This window comes from Acinetobacter sp. B-6 (genome assembly GCF_056930735.1).
On record NZ_JBXPBY010000020.1, the window covers coordinates 19,822 to 34,621 of the forward strand.

Consider the following 14,800-nt stretch of genomic DNA (forward strand, 5'->3'; position numbering starts at 1 on the left):
CATTGCAAAGATACAACTCAACACAGTTCTTTTTCGGTTTTAATACAATTACAGCGATATAAGAAGATACCCAACCTGTGTTTTTTAGCTTACAATCCATCTTCAAGATTAAATTCTAAGTAACAACGCAATATAAAATAAGGGTTTTGAATGTGAAGTATCCGTACACATCACTGTTGACTATTTTAGCCATATCGATTTCATTTTCTGGTTGTGCAATCACTTCAGGGCTTCAAACCTATGATTTACCAGAACAAGGGCAATATAAAACAGATCAAGGTGCAGAACTCTCAGTTGTTCAATTAACTCAAACGACTATTCCAAGTCTAAATATTAATGAGCAAGCTCAATCAAATGATCTTAGTTCTTTATTTCACCATCAACAAAATACGTATCGTTTAAGTTCAGGAGATGTTCTTTCTATTCAACTTTGGGCATATCCTGAAATTACGCCCCCTATTCAAGATGCAACCAACATCAAGGCTGTAGGCTATCCAATTGACTCAAATGGCAATGTTCAACTCCCATTAGTAGGTTCTGTGCGTATTGCAGGCAAAACTTTAGCGGAAACCAATCGTTTTTTACACAATCAGTTTGCAAAATATTTAAAACATCCTGATGTGGTTGTCCGTGTATTGTCTTATGAAGGGCGTCGTTATTTTGTTAACGGTCAAGTCATGCGTAGTGGACAATATACTTTAAATGACCAACCGATCAGTATTTATACTGCATTAGGTCAAGCTGGTGGTATCGACACAAAAACAGGAGATACCACAAATATTCAACTGATTCGAAATGGCCAAACCTATAACTTAAATACCATTCAGTTAGAGAAACAGGGACTGTCTCTACATCAGTTGTTGATTCAACCAAATGACACCATTTTTGTCCATACCAAACAAGATCAAAAACTTTATGTGATGGGTGAGTCCAGTCGAAGCCAAGCACTGACTTTACGTGATCAAGGGATGACCTTAAGTGATGTACTTGGTGAAAGTGAAGGCATTAGTCCCTATTCAGCAAGTGCTGCACGTATTTATGTGATGCGTACTAATTTGGATACCAAGCAATCGACTATTTATCATCTGAATTTAAGTAGTCTAGGTAATTTGGCTTTAGCCAATCAATTTGCCATGCAAAAAAATGATATCGTTTATATTGATGCTACAGGTTTAACACGCTGGCAACGTATCATGAATCAAATTATTCCATTCTCAAGTGCTTTATATAGCTTTGACCAACTGGGTAAATAAGATGCAAATCCAAAATATACTGGTGGTCTGTGTCGGCAATATTTGTCGAAGCCCAATGGCAGAATTCTTTTTAAAGCAAGGTCATCCCAATTTAAACATTGAATCAGCAGGCCTTTCCGCAATGGTCGGTCATGGTGCAGATGATAAGGCCATTGCTTGTATGGATGCTTTAAGTATTGATATGCGTTCACATATTGCACGACAAATTAGTGCTGATTTAATTAAAAAAGCAGATCTTATTCTAGTAATGAGTAAAAATCAGTCTCAACATATTGAACAGAAATGGCCTTTTGCCAAAGGTAAAGTGTTTCGTCTAGGACATTGGCAAGGTCAAAATGTGCCCGATCCATACCAACATGATCAAGCTTTTTTTGATGAAACATGTAAAAATATCCAAGCCTATGCCAAAGACTGGCAATCACATCTATAAATTTTAATTAGTTGTTTACCTATGAATCAAAATTCAAAAACTAATGATGATACGATTGATTTAAAAGAGTTGTTTTTCTCTTTAATCGCCCAATGGAAAGTGATTGCACTTTGTGTCATTTTAAGTTTGATCTGTGCATTACTGTATTTACGCGTCACCTCCCCAGTCTATTCCACAGATGCAATGGTGCAAGTGGAAGATGGTAAAAGTGCCGCATCAGCAGCCTTAATGGGAGAACTTAAAGATGTTGCGGGGGGGTTAGGACAAAAATCTCCTGCCGATGCTGAAATTGAGATCTTAAATTCACGTCTGGTACTCGGAAAAGTAATTAAAGACTTAAATTTAGATATTCAAATCCAAGACAATGCTGATACTTTCTTACATCGATTAATCTCTAAAGACAAAACAAAACTCACTTATACTGCTCAAACTGTTGATTTTCAGAAAAATCAATCTAGTTTTTCTATTTTAAAGTTTAATATTCCACAATATTATGATGATAAACAACTTGTTTTAAAATTTTTAGATAAGAATCAATTTAGTCTAATTTATCAAGATCAAATTGTATTTAAAGGTAATCTTAACCAGCTTAATCAAACTCAAGACAATAAAGGTCTATGGTCTGTTCAAATCAATAGCTCTACGCCATTTCAACAAGACTTTACTATCACTAAACTTGCACTTCCCACTGCAGTAAAATTTTTGCAAGAAAACTATTCTGTTGCCGAGAAAGGTAAAATGACAGGAGTGATTGGGCTTAATTACAACGGGAACGATCAACAACATATCACTCAGGTACTGAATCATATCTTAGGTGTTTATCATGAACAAAATATTGCACGTAAAACCTTAGAATCAAAACAAACTTTAAGTTTTCTTGATCAGCAGCTTCCTGAACTTAAACAACAGCTCGAAGCATCTGAGATTAAATTTAATAGGTTCCGTGAACAATACAACACTGTCGATGTCACTCAAGAATCTGAGTTGATGTTAAAACAGAATGTTGAACTCGAAAAAATGCGGATCGAGTTAAAGCAAAAGCAAGCGGAATATTCTGCCAAATACACCCCTGATCATCCGCTGATGACCGAGATCAATGCACAACTTGCGGCAATTCAGAAAAAATCGACCGAGTTGAATAAAGCGATTAAACGTTTGCCTGAAACACAACGCTTGTACTTACAACTGTATCGTGATGTTAAAGTCAATACCGAACTTTATACCGCGTTATTAAATAGCTACCAGCAATTAAAAATTGTAAAAGCAGGTGAAATTGGTAATGTACGTATCATCGATACTGCTGTTGAACCAGTGAAACCAATTAAACCGAAAAAATTGATTGTACTGATTCTTTCTATTTTTGTGGGTGGCTTTATTGGTGTTCTAATTGCTCTACTTCGTAATATGCTTTCATCGGGTATTAAAGATTCCAGCCGTATTGAAAATGAACTTGATTTACCCGTTTATGCAACTGTTCCTCGTTCTCCAATCCAAGAAAGTCGTGTGCAATTGCTGAAAAAGAAAAAATCGATTCCGATCCTTGCGGTTAAAAATGGTGAAGATATTGCAATTGAAAGTTTACGCAGTATCCGTACAACAATTCATTTTGCATTAAACAATGCCAAAAATAATATTATTGCGATTTCAGGACCTGCACCAGAAATTGGTAAATCCTTTATTTCAACAAACCTTGCCACAATTTTTGCGCAGGGTAATAAAAAAGTCCTTTTGATTGATGCCGATATTCGTCGTGGTTATTTACATAAATACTTTGACCATGATACGGCGCCAGGTTTAACTGAATATTTAACCAATCAAAGTTCGTTAGAACAATGTATTGTGCATTCAAGCAGTGTAAACCACTTAGATTTTCTGCCTCGTGGTAAAAATCAAGGTAATGCAGCTGAAATGCTGAGTTCACCACGTTTTAGTGAATTGCTCTCACTACTGTCTCAGCAATATGATCATATTATTATTGATACACCACCAATCTTAGCGGTGACAGACGGTATCATCATTTCACAATTCGCAGGTGTTAACTTGGTGGTTGCGCGCTATGCCAAAACTCAGATGAAAGAGTTAGAGCTGACTGTGAATCGCTTTGAACAGGCTGGAAGTAAAGTGAACGGGATTATTCTCAACGATGTTCAAGCCACAGCTGGCGGTAATTATGGCTATAATTACGCTTATGCTTATACATCGACTAAAGATGATTAATTTTAAATAAGACAAAAAAGCCAGATTCATTCTGGCTTTTTTTATACTGGGTCAATGGACAATATAACTGTATATTTTTAGTTGTTCAGCTAAGATAACTATATCGTTTAGACTAAAGAAGTTATATGCTTGAGCAGTTTATGTTCATCTGCAAATGAACTTGTTAAAAGATTAAAATTTGGAAATTTTTATGAGTAAAGCCTTACCCATCGCAATCGCTGTAATCTTAGGTGGTGCTGCACTTGTTCCTGTTTATTATGCATCTCAACACCCTGCTGATGTAAACAGTAGTCATTCAATGTCAAAAGACGCAAAACCTGTAGAAAAAATCAGTTATGCGCTTGGTTATGAAGTTGCCAGCCAAACTCCTCCAGAAGTTGATGTCAATACCTTTATCAACGGTATTCGTGATGGTCATGCGAAAAAGCAACGAGCCTATACCGATGAAGAACTACAAAAGGCCTATGTTGAATTTCAAAAAGAAATGCAACAAAAGCAATTGCAACAAACAAAACAGTCTAATGCTTCCAGTGATGCTTTCTTAGCAGAAAATGCAAAGAAAGAAGGTGTTAAAACAACTGCTTCTGGATTGCAATATAAAATCACCAAAGAAGGCACAGGCAAACAGCCATCTGCGACTTCACAAGTCACAGTGCATTACAAAGGTCAACTTTTAGACGGTAAAGTGTTTGATAGCTCTTATGACCGTGGTCAACCCGTTGAGTTTCCTTTAAACCAAGTGATTCCAGGGTGGACCGAAGGTTTACAACTGATGAAAGAAGGCGGTAAAGCAACCTTGTATATTCCTGCAAAATTGGCATATGGTGAGCAAGGTGTGCCTGGAACGATTCCTCCAAACAGTACACTCATTTTTGATGTTGAACTGATTCAAGTGAAATAACGTTTAAAAAAAGGAGAGGTTTACTCTCCTTTTTTGGATTTTTAATTATGAAAAAGACACTGATTGCACTCAGTATGGGTTTACTAAGTAGCGTTGCTTTTGCTGCACCCATTAACAATAAAAGCGCTCAGCAAGATCAACTTGGCTACAGCTATGGTTATGTCATGGGGCGTAGCAATGCTGATACACTTAAACAGATCAATTTAGATGCCTTTATTCAAGGGATTAAAGAAGGATCTACAGGTCAAAAAGCTGCATTGACCGATGAAGAAATGGCCAAAGCATTAGCGCAATATAAGCAACAGACTGAAGCTAAACAGTTGCTAGAATTTAAAAAAGCGGCTGATGAAAATGCAAAACTCGGTGAAAAATTTCTTGCTGAAAATGCAAAAAAAGCAGGTGTGATTACACGCCCAAGTGGTTTACAGTACAGTATCTTGCAACAAGGAACTGGAAAATCACCTTCAGCAAAGTCTAAAGTATCTGTCAATTATGAAGGTCGCTTACTGGATGGTACCGTTTTTGATAGTTCTTTTGCACGCAACGAAGCTGTTGAATTCCAAGTCAGCCAAGTCATTCAAGGCTGGACTGAGGGGTTACAACTGATGAAAGAAGGCGCTAAATATCGCTTCTTTATTCCAGCAAAACTCGCCTATGGAGACATGGGTGCAGGTGATGCGATTGGACCAGACAGTACCTTAATCTTTGATGTAGAACTGTTGAAAGTGTTACCTTAGTTTCTTCAGCATAAATATTAAAAAAACATCGCTTAATCTGCGATGTTTTTTATTTCTAATAAGCATCAATCTTATCGTTAATGCTTTAAATGTCTTGGTCTAAACCCCGATGCAAGTAAAGCAACAGCATAAGCAATTACACCGACCAGACATAAACCCACTACTTCAAGAATCCGAATCCATTGAGAAACACTACCATCATACCAATTCAAAGCGCACCATAACGCTGCGATCATGGCGATATTGGCAATCGCAAACTGAATGAAAAGTTTTTTCCAATGTGCGCCAAAACGGAAAATGTCTTTTTTATGCAAATAAAAATACAACATCCCGGCATTCACCAAAGCTGAACCAGATGATGCAATCGCTAAAGCCATATGCTCTGCTTGCCAATTAATTAATTTAAAAATACCAATAAAGATAATATTTAAAATAGCATTAGCAGCAACGGCCATTAGTCCAACGCGTACAGGCGTTTTGGTATCCTGAATCGCATAGAAACCTGGTGCAAAGACTTTAATCAACATAAATGCCAATACACCACCACTCATACATTGTAAAGCCAATGCAGTCATCTGTGTATCACGTGCATCGAAAGCACCATGCTGGAAAAGCGCTTGAATAATTGGGGTAGACAACATGAATAATGCAATACTGGCAGGAACACCAACCAAAACAATTACACGCGTAGCCCAATCCAACATTCTACGGAACTTGGCTTGATCTTGTTCAGCTTTACTCACCGAAAGCGAAGGAAGAATCACTGTACCAATCGCCACACCGATCAGTCCTAGGGGCAATTCCGTCATTCGCTCTGCACTATATAACCATGATACAGAACCATCTTGCATAAACGATGCCCAGATTGTATTCAGTAACAAGTTAATCTGCGTCACCGACACCCCAAATAAAGCAGGTAACATCAGCTTTAAGATTCGGTCCACACCCTCATGTTTAAAATCAACTTTAGGTGGAATCAGTAATTTTTTCTTCCAAAGTTCAGGAATTTGTATCGCAAGTTGTAAAACCCCTGCTGCAACCACAGCCCAACCTAATGCCATAATCGGCTCTGCCATATAAGGTGTTAACCACCAAGCCCCTGCAATCATCGCAACGTTGAGCAGCACAGGTGAGAACGCAGGTGAAGCAAAAGAACCGTAACTGTTTAAAATACTGCTGGCAAAAGCGGTCAATGACATAAACATCAGATATGGAATCGTCAAACGAAACATATCGACAGCAAGGTTAAATTTAGCAGGGTCACTGTGGAAGCCAGGTGCGTAAACATACAAAATGACAGGTGCAATAATCATGCTGATTAGCGTTAATAATGACATCACCATTAACAAACAACCAAACACCCGACTAATCAAAATTTGCACTTCAGCATGCAGTTTTGTAGTTTTATATTCAGTGAGGACTGGAATAAATGCTTGAGAAAAAGCCCCTTCAGCAAATAATCGCCTGAAAAAATTGGGAATACGAAAGGCAACAACGAATGTGTCAAAATCTTTACCTGCACCAAAGACATTGAGTAGGACCATGTCTCGTACCAAACCCAAGACTCGAGACAGCATGGTCATTGCACTAACAATAAAGGTGGATCGCCACAGCGCCATCGTATTCACCTAGTTAAAATAAAGTCGCTATTGTAATTAAATATTCTCAAAATTGCGTTGTTAAATCATAAACAGAAATCTATTTTAGCCATCTTTTTCGATACTGAATTTTTTCTGTGTCAAATCTTCCCGAAAACGTTGCCATTTAAAGTGTGTTCCTGGATCAGTTTTTCGACCTGGGGCAATATCTGAATGCCCGGCTAAATGATGATCAGTTTTAGGATAAGCTTGTTGCAAAGCAGCAACCACATCAACGAGTTGTTGATATTGCACTTCTTCAAAGTCGAGATCGTCACTGCCTTCCAATTCAATGCCAATGGAATAGTCATTACACTCCACTTTCCCCAAATATGATGAACGTCCTGCATGCCAAGCACGATCATTAAAATTAACAAACTGGATAATCTCGCCTGTTCTTAATATCAATAAGTGGGTAGAAACTTGCATCCCTTGAATGGTTTGAAAATAAGGATGAATTGACCAATCTAATTGATTTTGAAAAAATTGTTCGATATATCCACCACCGAACTGTGATGGCGGCAAACTGATATTATGAATGACTATCAGCTGAATCTCAGTATTTTCGGGACGTTGATTATAATTTGGAGATGGAACTTGTCTTGCGCCAATCAATTGACCATTTACGACCTGAAACCTTGATGCCGATTGCATATCTTATTCCTACAGAGCTTGTTTATTTTCAACAAAGCGAATTTCAATATTTTAGTGTACTCTCATCCATATAAAATAAAAACTTCTTCAAACTTGCAATGACAATGCTAATATATCGCTCAGTTTTTAAGGGCGACAACAATAGGGATATCCATGAGCATACCTGAAGCTTTGCTTGAACAATCGATTCAAATTAATATTCAACAAGCACTCCAAGAAGATATTGGCGATGCGGATATCACCGCCCTACTCACGCCAGAAGATGAGCAAGCAACAGCAACGATTATTTCACGTGAAGACATGGTTCTTGCTGGGCAACCTTGGGTGAATGCCTTGATTAAAGCCTACGATCCAACAGTAAAAATCACTTGGTTGAAAAATGATGGCGATGTTGTCAAAGCCAATGAAACGATCTATCAATTGGCAGGTTCTGCACGTAGTTTACTGACAGTGGAACGTCCAGCATTGAATTTTGTTCAGACTTTATCTGCTGTCGCAACCAAAACTGCAGCATATGTAAAATATCTGGAAGGTACGCCAACCAAACTGTTGGACACACGCAAAACCCTACCCGGTTTACGCATTGCACAAAAATATGCGGTGGGTGTAGGTGGTGGGCAAAATCATCGTTTGGGTTTATTTGATGCATTCTTAATTAAAGAAAATCACATCATGGCAGCAGGTGGAATTGCACAGGCGATCGCCAAAGCACGTCAAATCGCGCCGAACAAGCCCGTTGAAGTAGAAGTTGAAACATGGGATGAACTGAATCAAGCCCTTGAAGCTCAAGCTGACATTGTGATGTTAGATAACTTTAGCCAACAGCAAATGATCGATGCAGTTAAGCATGTTGCAGGACGTTGTAAATTAGAGGCTTCAGGCAATATCACCTTAGAGACTTTAACTGAAGTAGCGCAAACAGGTGTGGATTATATTTCGATGGGCGTCTTAACCAAAGATGTCAAAGCTATTGATTTATCAATGCGTTTTAATGGTTAAACACTCGGAATATGCCTTGATCAAGCAGTACCAAAGTGCTGCTTTTTTTATTACAAAATATAACGATCAGTGAATAAATAATCAGCTACTTTTATGCTCAATATACTTTAAATAATCAATAAATCATCTGTATAGATAAGAGATAAACAATGAAAAAACATATTCTATCTTCATCACTCCTTACTTTAGCGATTCCGATTTTTAGCCATGCAGACACCGTCAATGTTCATGTGTTAAGTGCAACCGTCAAAGATCAAAATATTGCCAATGCCGAAGTGATTTTACAAAAGAATGGTGAACACTCTGCCTCAAGCTCTACCAATGGCGATGGACGAACTACAGTCAATAGCAATGGTGTAGACGGCGCTGATAATTTACTGATTATTAAAAAATCAGGTTATTCAACACTTGTTGCAAAATGCCCATGTGATGGTATGACTTATGCGCTCAGCCCTGTGCTTAAAGATTTAAACAGTATGCGTATTGTCCTGAACTGGGGCAAAAATCCTTTGGACCTTGATTCACATTTAAGTTATAAAAATCAGCATGTCTACTGGGACAGTAAACAAGGCTTATCAGCAAATCTAGATGTCGATGATACCGACTCTTATGGTCCAGAAACCGTCACCATTGATCAACGTCTTGAAGGTCAATATTACGTTTATTCAGTGCATGATTTTTCAGATCGTGATCGACCCAATACAAACAATTTATCCAATAGCCAAGCCAAAGTCATGGTCTATGCAGGAGAGTCGCTGATTCGTTCCTATTATATCCCGACAGGTCAAACTGGGAATTTATGGACTGTCTTCCGAATTAGCCCAGAAGGTGAAATTCAAGACATCAACCGTATTTCTGGAACCACCGTAAATGCCAGTCAAGTTGGTTCAAGTGTCTCAAATTATCAAAATCAAACTACACGGGTAAATATAGTTCCTGTTTCTACTGATGCACAGAAGCGAGCTAAAACACTCAACCTAAATGCAGATAAAGCCTATAAAAATAATCAGATTGAACAAGCAGCCATGCTCTATCAACAATCGATAGACTACAATCCAAATGTAGGGCAAACCTATAGTAATCTTGCCGTGGCTTATCAAAAACTCAATCGTGCCTCAGAAGCATTATGGGCAAATCAAAAAGCAATTGCTTTGGCGACCAATGACAATACCAAAGCGTATTCTCATTATAATATGGGTAAAATCTATGAAAATAACCAAGATTTTGCCCAAGCCAAACATCATTATCAATTGGCAAATCAATACAAGCCAAGTGAGACTTATAATGAAGCAATACAACGAGTAAGCCGTTAAATCTTAAGCCCAAAGAATGAGTCATTTCTTTTGGCTTTTATTTTGGTTAACTCAGTCAAAATTTTAGTTAAAAAGTTTAATTTGCTTACAAAATAGACAGTTTTTACATAGAATAATTGCCTGAATCAGCCTATAATTTTTGGCTTTCCAAGACTTTGCTAAAATTAGGCCGATGAAGACGTTGAAACAACAAGTTTTGTTTTTACTTGTCGCTTTTTTATCAGTATTTGCTTTTTTCTTATACCAAGAAGATATCACGCGTTTCTTTCAATTACGTGACATCTATCTAAAGCCACGCCTGTATAAATATGCTTTTTCTATCTTACTGAATTATGCTTTCATCAGCTTATTCTATTTAATTTTAAGAAAAACCTTTGCAACGATTTTACTGAGCCAATTTATTATTTTTTTACTCAGTTTTATCAATATTAAAAAAGAGCAATATCTTTCAGCCAGCTTAGTCCCTAGTGATTTTTTATTATTTAAAGAAACCTTTATTGCTTCACCCTTGTTATTAAAATTTGCTGTTTTTGCTGCTATCGCGGTGTTTATTGCATTGTTTGTATTTTTATACCGCAAAGAAAAATTAGGTAGTAAACCCTTACTCTTAACCAATAGCATTCTATCTTTTGCGATTCTTGGATTTTTTATTACTGCTAATTTTAAAAATAATTTTAGTGAATCCTGCGCCAATGCTGCAAAAAATTCGATTTGTCAGTATGCACAATACTTACCCAATACACGTGGTGATTGGATTGGTGATCATTTAACTATTCGATATTTGGGATTTCCAACATTCTTCTTTTCTAAGACTGTGGACGGCTTAAACAATAAAATCTTCCAGACTGAAGTGATTCCTGAAGTAAAAGTGGCGACGCTTTATCAACCGATGATGGATGAAAACCAACAAGCGACAACATCGAATCTAGAATCCGAGGATCAGCCTCAGCAACAACTGCCCAATATTATTTTTGTCATGAGTGAGTCGCATTGGGATGCTACAAAATTAGACAAAAGCATTCCTCGTAATATCACCCCAACAATCAATAAAAATCAGGTTTCTACTGTACTTTCTCCAAGCTTTGGGGGCGGTACTGCCAATGTTGAATTTGAAGTATTGACCAGTTTAAATACCTATTTAAATCACAATGAATTGGCTTATGTATCAAAACTGAAACGCCCAACCTACTCATTGCCGATGTATTTAAATAGCTTAGGTTATGAAACAACAGCTATGCATAACAATGGTAAATATTTTTATAACCGTAGCGCTGTTTATCAAAATCTAGGTTTCAACCGTTTTACCTCGATTGAAAATATGATCAACATGGCTGACCGTGCCAAATATATCAATGCTGCAGGTTGGGCAACAGATGATTTGATTTATAGCAGTATTGAAAATCAACTGAAGAATACAGATAAACCGCAATTTATCTATGCGATCAGTGTTGAAAACCATCCGATGTATAGCGATGATCGTTTTGGTAAAGACCATTTTAAAATCACCAAAGACGGCATCAGCGATAACAGTAAACGTGCACTGAATACCTATTTAACAGGGATGCAGCGTGCGGATGATAAATTGAAAATGCTGATTGAAAATGTCAAACAGCTTGAGCGTCCTACGATTGTCATATTCTTTGGTGATCATTTGCCAAATTTACAAAAAGTATATGATGAATATGGCTTTTTTAAATCCGAGCAAGAAAAAGCTGAAAAGAAAGATGTGCGTTTCTTTGAAACACCACTTGCTGTATGGGCAAACTTTCCTATTGACCGAAAGCAATTTAAAGGACCTTTTGTTGCTGCACACTTCCTTGCACCTAAAGTGCTTGAAGCAGCACATGTTCCCCTTTCACCCTATTATCGCTTTGTGAACAATGTCAGCTCTTGTTATCGCACTGTTCATCAAACAGGTATACAGACACAAAAATCTTGTGAATTTAATCAAGCTGAGATTTTACAGCAGTACAAAGACATGAATATGGATGTCTTGAATGGCAAGAACTTTACTTACCAGATTTTAAAATCGAAAGCTGAAAGCTAATGGTTGGTTCAGGAAGATTCTGCTGAATCTTTCTGATCAACTTTTTGTTCAATCTGCTGTTGTTGATCATTGTTTTTGACTTCAAATTCTTTGCTTTCAAAATCCTCACGGCGAGGATCTCCTGCCATCAGCATAAAAGTAATCACTGCAAATAGAAAAATGAGAATTTTCATAAAATGCCCCAACAACTCAATAAAATTTCATCTATTCTAAAAAGACTTGTTTCAAAACCCTTGAAGACTCTGTAGATAAAACATAGGACATTGTGCTGATTTATGTATCTATTGAAGTAAATAGATGATTGGAAGCTTAAACATGTAATTTTGCGCAAATAATGTGGTCTTTGATCAACTCAAAAAATAAGGTGCAAAACGCACCTTATTTCAAGCTGAACAATCAAATACTGAAAGATTAAGACTCGATAAATCCCATATATGGATCAGAGAAAGAGTCTTTACCCGTTTCAATACGTCCAGCAAAACGGCGTTTAAAGGAACTGTCGCCCTCGATCGTGACAGTAAAATCATACCAACCACCAAAATCAGACATATTCCAGTTCAATTCCTTTTCCGTTGATACTGTTTCAATATTCCACGTTTTATTCGGCAGATAGGCATTGGCTTTTACCATCAGTTTTGCAGGTTTACTTGCATCATGACGAACTTTTAGATAGATCTTTGGATCACACTCTTCAACACACACCCGCACTTCTGCCAACGACTCAACCTGTGCAGATTTAGTCAAATCTCCAGCAAAACCACGGTGAAAACCGTTAGGTCCCAATACCCACAAATCATATTTTCCAGTGCTGGTGTTCCATACATCATCCAACTGCTTTCCTGCTTCAACCATATAACGGCGAGGGATTGCTTCAAGATTCAACTGATCATAAACATGAAATACTGCTGCGTGTGTTCCCGTATTAGAAAATATTAATTTGACTGTTTTTGCCGCCAAATCGACTTTCGCACTGCTATGTAAAATGTAAGGTAATGCACGGGATAAACGTGTTCCGATCTCTTGAACTGGGTAAACCTGACTCAAAGGGCGTGAAACTTGAGGCAATAAGGCCTGTGCATTGCGAATTGCATCCGCTTCACTTTTGGTTTTCTTACCCATCAATTCTTCAATCGCAAGTGTATTTGGATTCTTAAAATCAAATGCTGTTGTCAAATCTCCACATACTGCCCTGCGATATGGACTAATATTGGGCTCTTCTACCCCAAAACGCTGTTCCAAGAATCGGATCACCGAAGAGTGATCAAAAACCTGTGAATTCACCCATCCTCCTCGGCTCCATGGTGATATGACATACATCGGCACACGAATTCCCGGACCATATACCCCTATACCATTACTGACTTTTGGGTCAGTAAAGTTTGGTTGCCCAGCTGAAGCTTTTGCATGTGTTGCATATTCATAAGAAATTTGTTCATCGGTCAATGTGGTTTTACCTTGCATTTGACCTGAACTGTCCTTAGATGGCGCACTTGGTGAAGGAACATGATCAAAGAAACCATCATTTTCATCAAAATTTACCAATAAAACGGTTTGACTCCAAATTGCAGGATTTTCGGTCAACGCATTCAGCACTTCTTGAATATACCAAGCACCTTGAACAGGGCTTGATGGTCCGGGATGTTCGCTGTAGGTTGCAGGAGCGACCATCCAACTCACTTGTGGCAATTGACCTTTGGCAATATCTTCTTTAAAGGAACCCAGAAATCCACCATCAGGCATGGTGTTGGCAATCCCTTTATACAAAGGCTGTGTTGCATCAATTGCAGGATCGTAGGCTGGACAAACGGTACTATTATTGACGGGTTTACCTGACAATTCATTGGCTCGACGATATTGCTTAAATCCAGCCAAAGGATTGTCGGTAAAGTTATCTGGCATATTTTGATAAACTTTCCAAGTTATACCTGCTTGTTGTAACCGCTCAGGATAGGTCGTCCAATCATAGCCCGTGGTTGATGGACCAATACTATCCAAATCATTCACCACACTTGCCACACCCGCAGCTTTAGGACCATTCGAGCCCGTCCATAAGAACATGCGGTTAGAGTTCGTACCTGTATGCATGGCGCAATGGTATGCATCACATAAGGTAAAGGCATTGGCAAGTGAAAACTGAAATTCAACTTCTTTCTGTTTGTAATATCCCATTGATTGAGGCTGTTTATATTGCACCCAGTTGCCCATACGCCCATGGTTCCAAGCAAACTGACCATCAGTCCATGAATGGGGTGTACCACTGACACGTTGTGCATTGCCACGAGTACTGTCTAAATGGTAAGGAAAAATTTTATTTTTATCTTTGTCGTATTGTTCCCACACTTTGCGGTTGTCTGATAGTGGAATCGTAAAACGATCACCAAAGCCTCGAACGCCTTTGAATGTTCCAAAATAATTATCAAATGAGCGGTTTTCTTGAGTCAAAATGATGACATGCTTTACATCTTTAATTGTGCCTGTTTCGACTTTGGCATCAATCGCTAAGGCTTTTTGAATGCTGGCTGGAAAGCTGGCTAAAGCGGCTGTACCAAAGATTGTTTTTGTAGAATTGATTAAAAAATCACGACGTTTCATGTCTATCTCCTTATATTTTT

At 38.0% G+C, this 14,800-nt stretch carries 12 protein-coding genes; 8 read left to right on the top strand and 4 right to left on the bottom strand.

The window, feature by feature from the left end:
- Nucleotides 1-152 precede the first annotated feature (152 nt).
- From AC1Z3T_RS19305 to bamJ (AC1Z3T_RS19325), 5 genes are all read left to right on the top strand, one after another.
- Entirely contained in the window at nt 153-1,253 is a 1,101-nt protein-coding gene (locus AC1Z3T_RS19305; RefSeq protein WP_151807106.1) for a polysaccharide biosynthesis/export family protein, read from the top strand.
- Nucleotide 1,254: 1 nt separating this feature from the next.
- Entirely contained in the window at nt 1,255-1,683 is a 429-nt protein-coding gene (locus AC1Z3T_RS19310) for a low molecular weight protein-tyrosine-phosphatase (RefSeq protein ID WP_151804403.1), read from the top strand.
- Between the two features lie 21 nt (nt 1,684-1,704).
- The gene (locus AC1Z3T_RS19315; protein WP_483396886.1) at nt 1,705-3,900 is read left to right on the top strand and encodes a polysaccharide biosynthesis tyrosine autokinase; all 2,196 of its coding nucleotides are present in this window, start codon (nt 1,705-1,707) and stop codon (nt 3,898-3,900) included.
- Nucleotides 3,901-4,090: 190 nt separating this feature from the next.
- The gene (bamJ, locus tag AC1Z3T_RS19320) at nt 4,091-4,801 is read left to right on the top strand and encodes a BamJ family beta-barrel-assembly machinery protein (RefSeq protein ID WP_058972003.1); all 711 of its coding nucleotides are present in this window, start codon (nt 4,091-4,093) and stop codon (nt 4,799-4,801) included.
- Nucleotides 4,802-4,848: 47 nt separating this feature from the next.
- Nucleotides 4,849-5,538: a BamJ family beta-barrel-assembly machinery protein gene (gene bamJ / locus AC1Z3T_RS19325; protein WP_483396887.1), complete on the top strand. Its 690-nt coding sequence runs from the start codon at nt 4,849-4,851 to the stop codon at nt 5,536-5,538.
- A 77-nt stretch (nt 5,539-5,615) separates the two neighbouring features.
- On the opposite strand, the gene murJ is transcribed toward bamJ (AC1Z3T_RS19325), so the two are convergent.
- Together murJ and ampD are read right to left on the bottom strand one after the other, a co-directional pair.
- Nucleotides 5,616-7,166: a murein biosynthesis integral membrane protein MurJ gene (murJ, locus tag AC1Z3T_RS19330; RefSeq protein WP_171497230.1), complete on the bottom strand. Its 1,551-nt coding sequence runs from the start codon at nt 7,164-7,166 to the stop codon at nt 5,616-5,618.
- A 75-nt stretch (nt 7,167-7,241) separates the two neighbouring features.
- Nucleotides 7,242-7,829 (bottom strand): 1,6-anhydro-N-acetylmuramyl-L-alanine amidase AmpD, encoded by a 588-nt coding sequence (gene ampD / locus AC1Z3T_RS19335; protein ID WP_151714421.1) that lies wholly within the window; start codon nt 7,827-7,829, stop codon nt 7,242-7,244.
- A gap of 153 nt (nt 7,830-7,982) precedes the next feature.
- Here ampD and nadC point away from each other — a divergent pair, with 153 nt between their 5' ends.
- From nadC to AC1Z3T_RS19350, 3 genes are all read left to right on the top strand, one after another.
- Nucleotides 7,983-8,828 carry a carboxylating nicotinate-nucleotide diphosphorylase gene (gene nadC, locus AC1Z3T_RS19340; protein ID WP_046760466.1) on the top strand — a complete coding sequence of 282 codons (846 nt, stop codon included), beginning with the start codon at nt 7,983-7,985 and terminating at the stop codon, nt 8,826-8,828.
- Between the two features lie 149 nt (nt 8,829-8,977).
- Nucleotides 8,978-10,141 carry a hypothetical protein gene (locus tag AC1Z3T_RS19345; protein ID WP_483396888.1) on the top strand — a complete coding sequence of 388 codons (1,164 nt, stop codon included), beginning with the start codon at nt 8,978-8,980 and terminating at the stop codon, nt 10,139-10,141.
- Between the two features lie 172 nt (nt 10,142-10,313).
- Nucleotides 10,314-12,188: an LTA synthase family protein gene (locus tag AC1Z3T_RS19350; protein ID WP_252048459.1), complete on the top strand. Its 1,875-nt coding sequence runs from the start codon at nt 10,314-10,316 to the stop codon at nt 12,186-12,188.
- An 8-nt stretch (nt 12,189-12,196) separates the two neighbouring features.
- On the opposite strand, the gene AC1Z3T_RS19355 is transcribed toward AC1Z3T_RS19350, so the two are convergent.
- Together AC1Z3T_RS19355 and AC1Z3T_RS19360 are read right to left on the bottom strand one after the other, a co-directional pair.
- Entirely contained in the window at nt 12,197-12,361 is a 165-nt protein-coding gene (locus tag AC1Z3T_RS19355; protein ID WP_005034741.1) for an ABZJ_00068 family colistin stress protein, read from the bottom strand.
- A gap of 238 nt (nt 12,362-12,599) precedes the next feature.
- Nucleotides 12,600-14,780, bottom strand: coding sequence for a phosphocholine-specific phospholipase C (locus AC1Z3T_RS19360; protein WP_100884275.1), 2,181 nt, complete (start codon nt 14,778-14,780; stop codon nt 12,600-12,602).
- Nucleotides 14,781-14,800: the final 20 nt, after the last annotated feature.

What these genes read in the sequence shown, in the direction of transcription:
- AC1Z3T_RS19310 (WP_151804403.1), top strand. Translation starts at nt 1,255, where the DNA reads ATGCAAATCCAAAATATACTGGTGGTCTGTGTCGGCAATATTTGTCGA.
- AC1Z3T_RS19315 (WP_483396886.1), top strand. Translation starts at nt 1,705, where the DNA reads ATGAATCAAAATTCAAAAACTAATGATGATACGATTGATTTAAAAGAG.
- bamJ (WP_058972003.1), top strand. Translation starts at nt 4,091, where the DNA reads ATGAGTAAAGCCTTACCCATCGCAATCGCTGTAATCTTAGGTGGTGCT.
- bamJ (WP_483396887.1), top strand. Translation starts at nt 4,849, where the DNA reads ATGAAAAAGACACTGATTGCACTCAGTATGGGTTTACTAAGTAGCGTT.
- ampD (WP_151714421.1), bottom strand. Translation starts at nt 7,829, where the DNA reads ATGCAATCGGCATCAAGGTTTCAGGTCGTAAATGGTCAATTGATTGGC.
- nadC (WP_046760466.1), top strand. Translation starts at nt 7,983, where the DNA reads ATGAGCATACCTGAAGCTTTGCTTGAACAATCGATTCAAATTAATATT.
- AC1Z3T_RS19345 (WP_483396888.1), top strand. Translation starts at nt 8,978, where the DNA reads ATGAAAAAACATATTCTATCTTCATCACTCCTTACTTTAGCGATTCCG.
- AC1Z3T_RS19350 (WP_252048459.1), top strand. Translation starts at nt 10,314, where the DNA reads ATGAAGACGTTGAAACAACAAGTTTTGTTTTTACTTGTCGCTTTTTTA.
- AC1Z3T_RS19355 (WP_005034741.1), bottom strand. Translation starts at nt 12,361, where the DNA reads ATGAAAATTCTCATTTTTCTATTTGCAGTGATTACTTTTATGCTGATG.
- AC1Z3T_RS19360 (WP_100884275.1), bottom strand. Translation starts at nt 14,780, where the DNA reads ATGAAACGTCGTGATTTTTTAATCAATTCTACAAAAACAATCTTTGGT.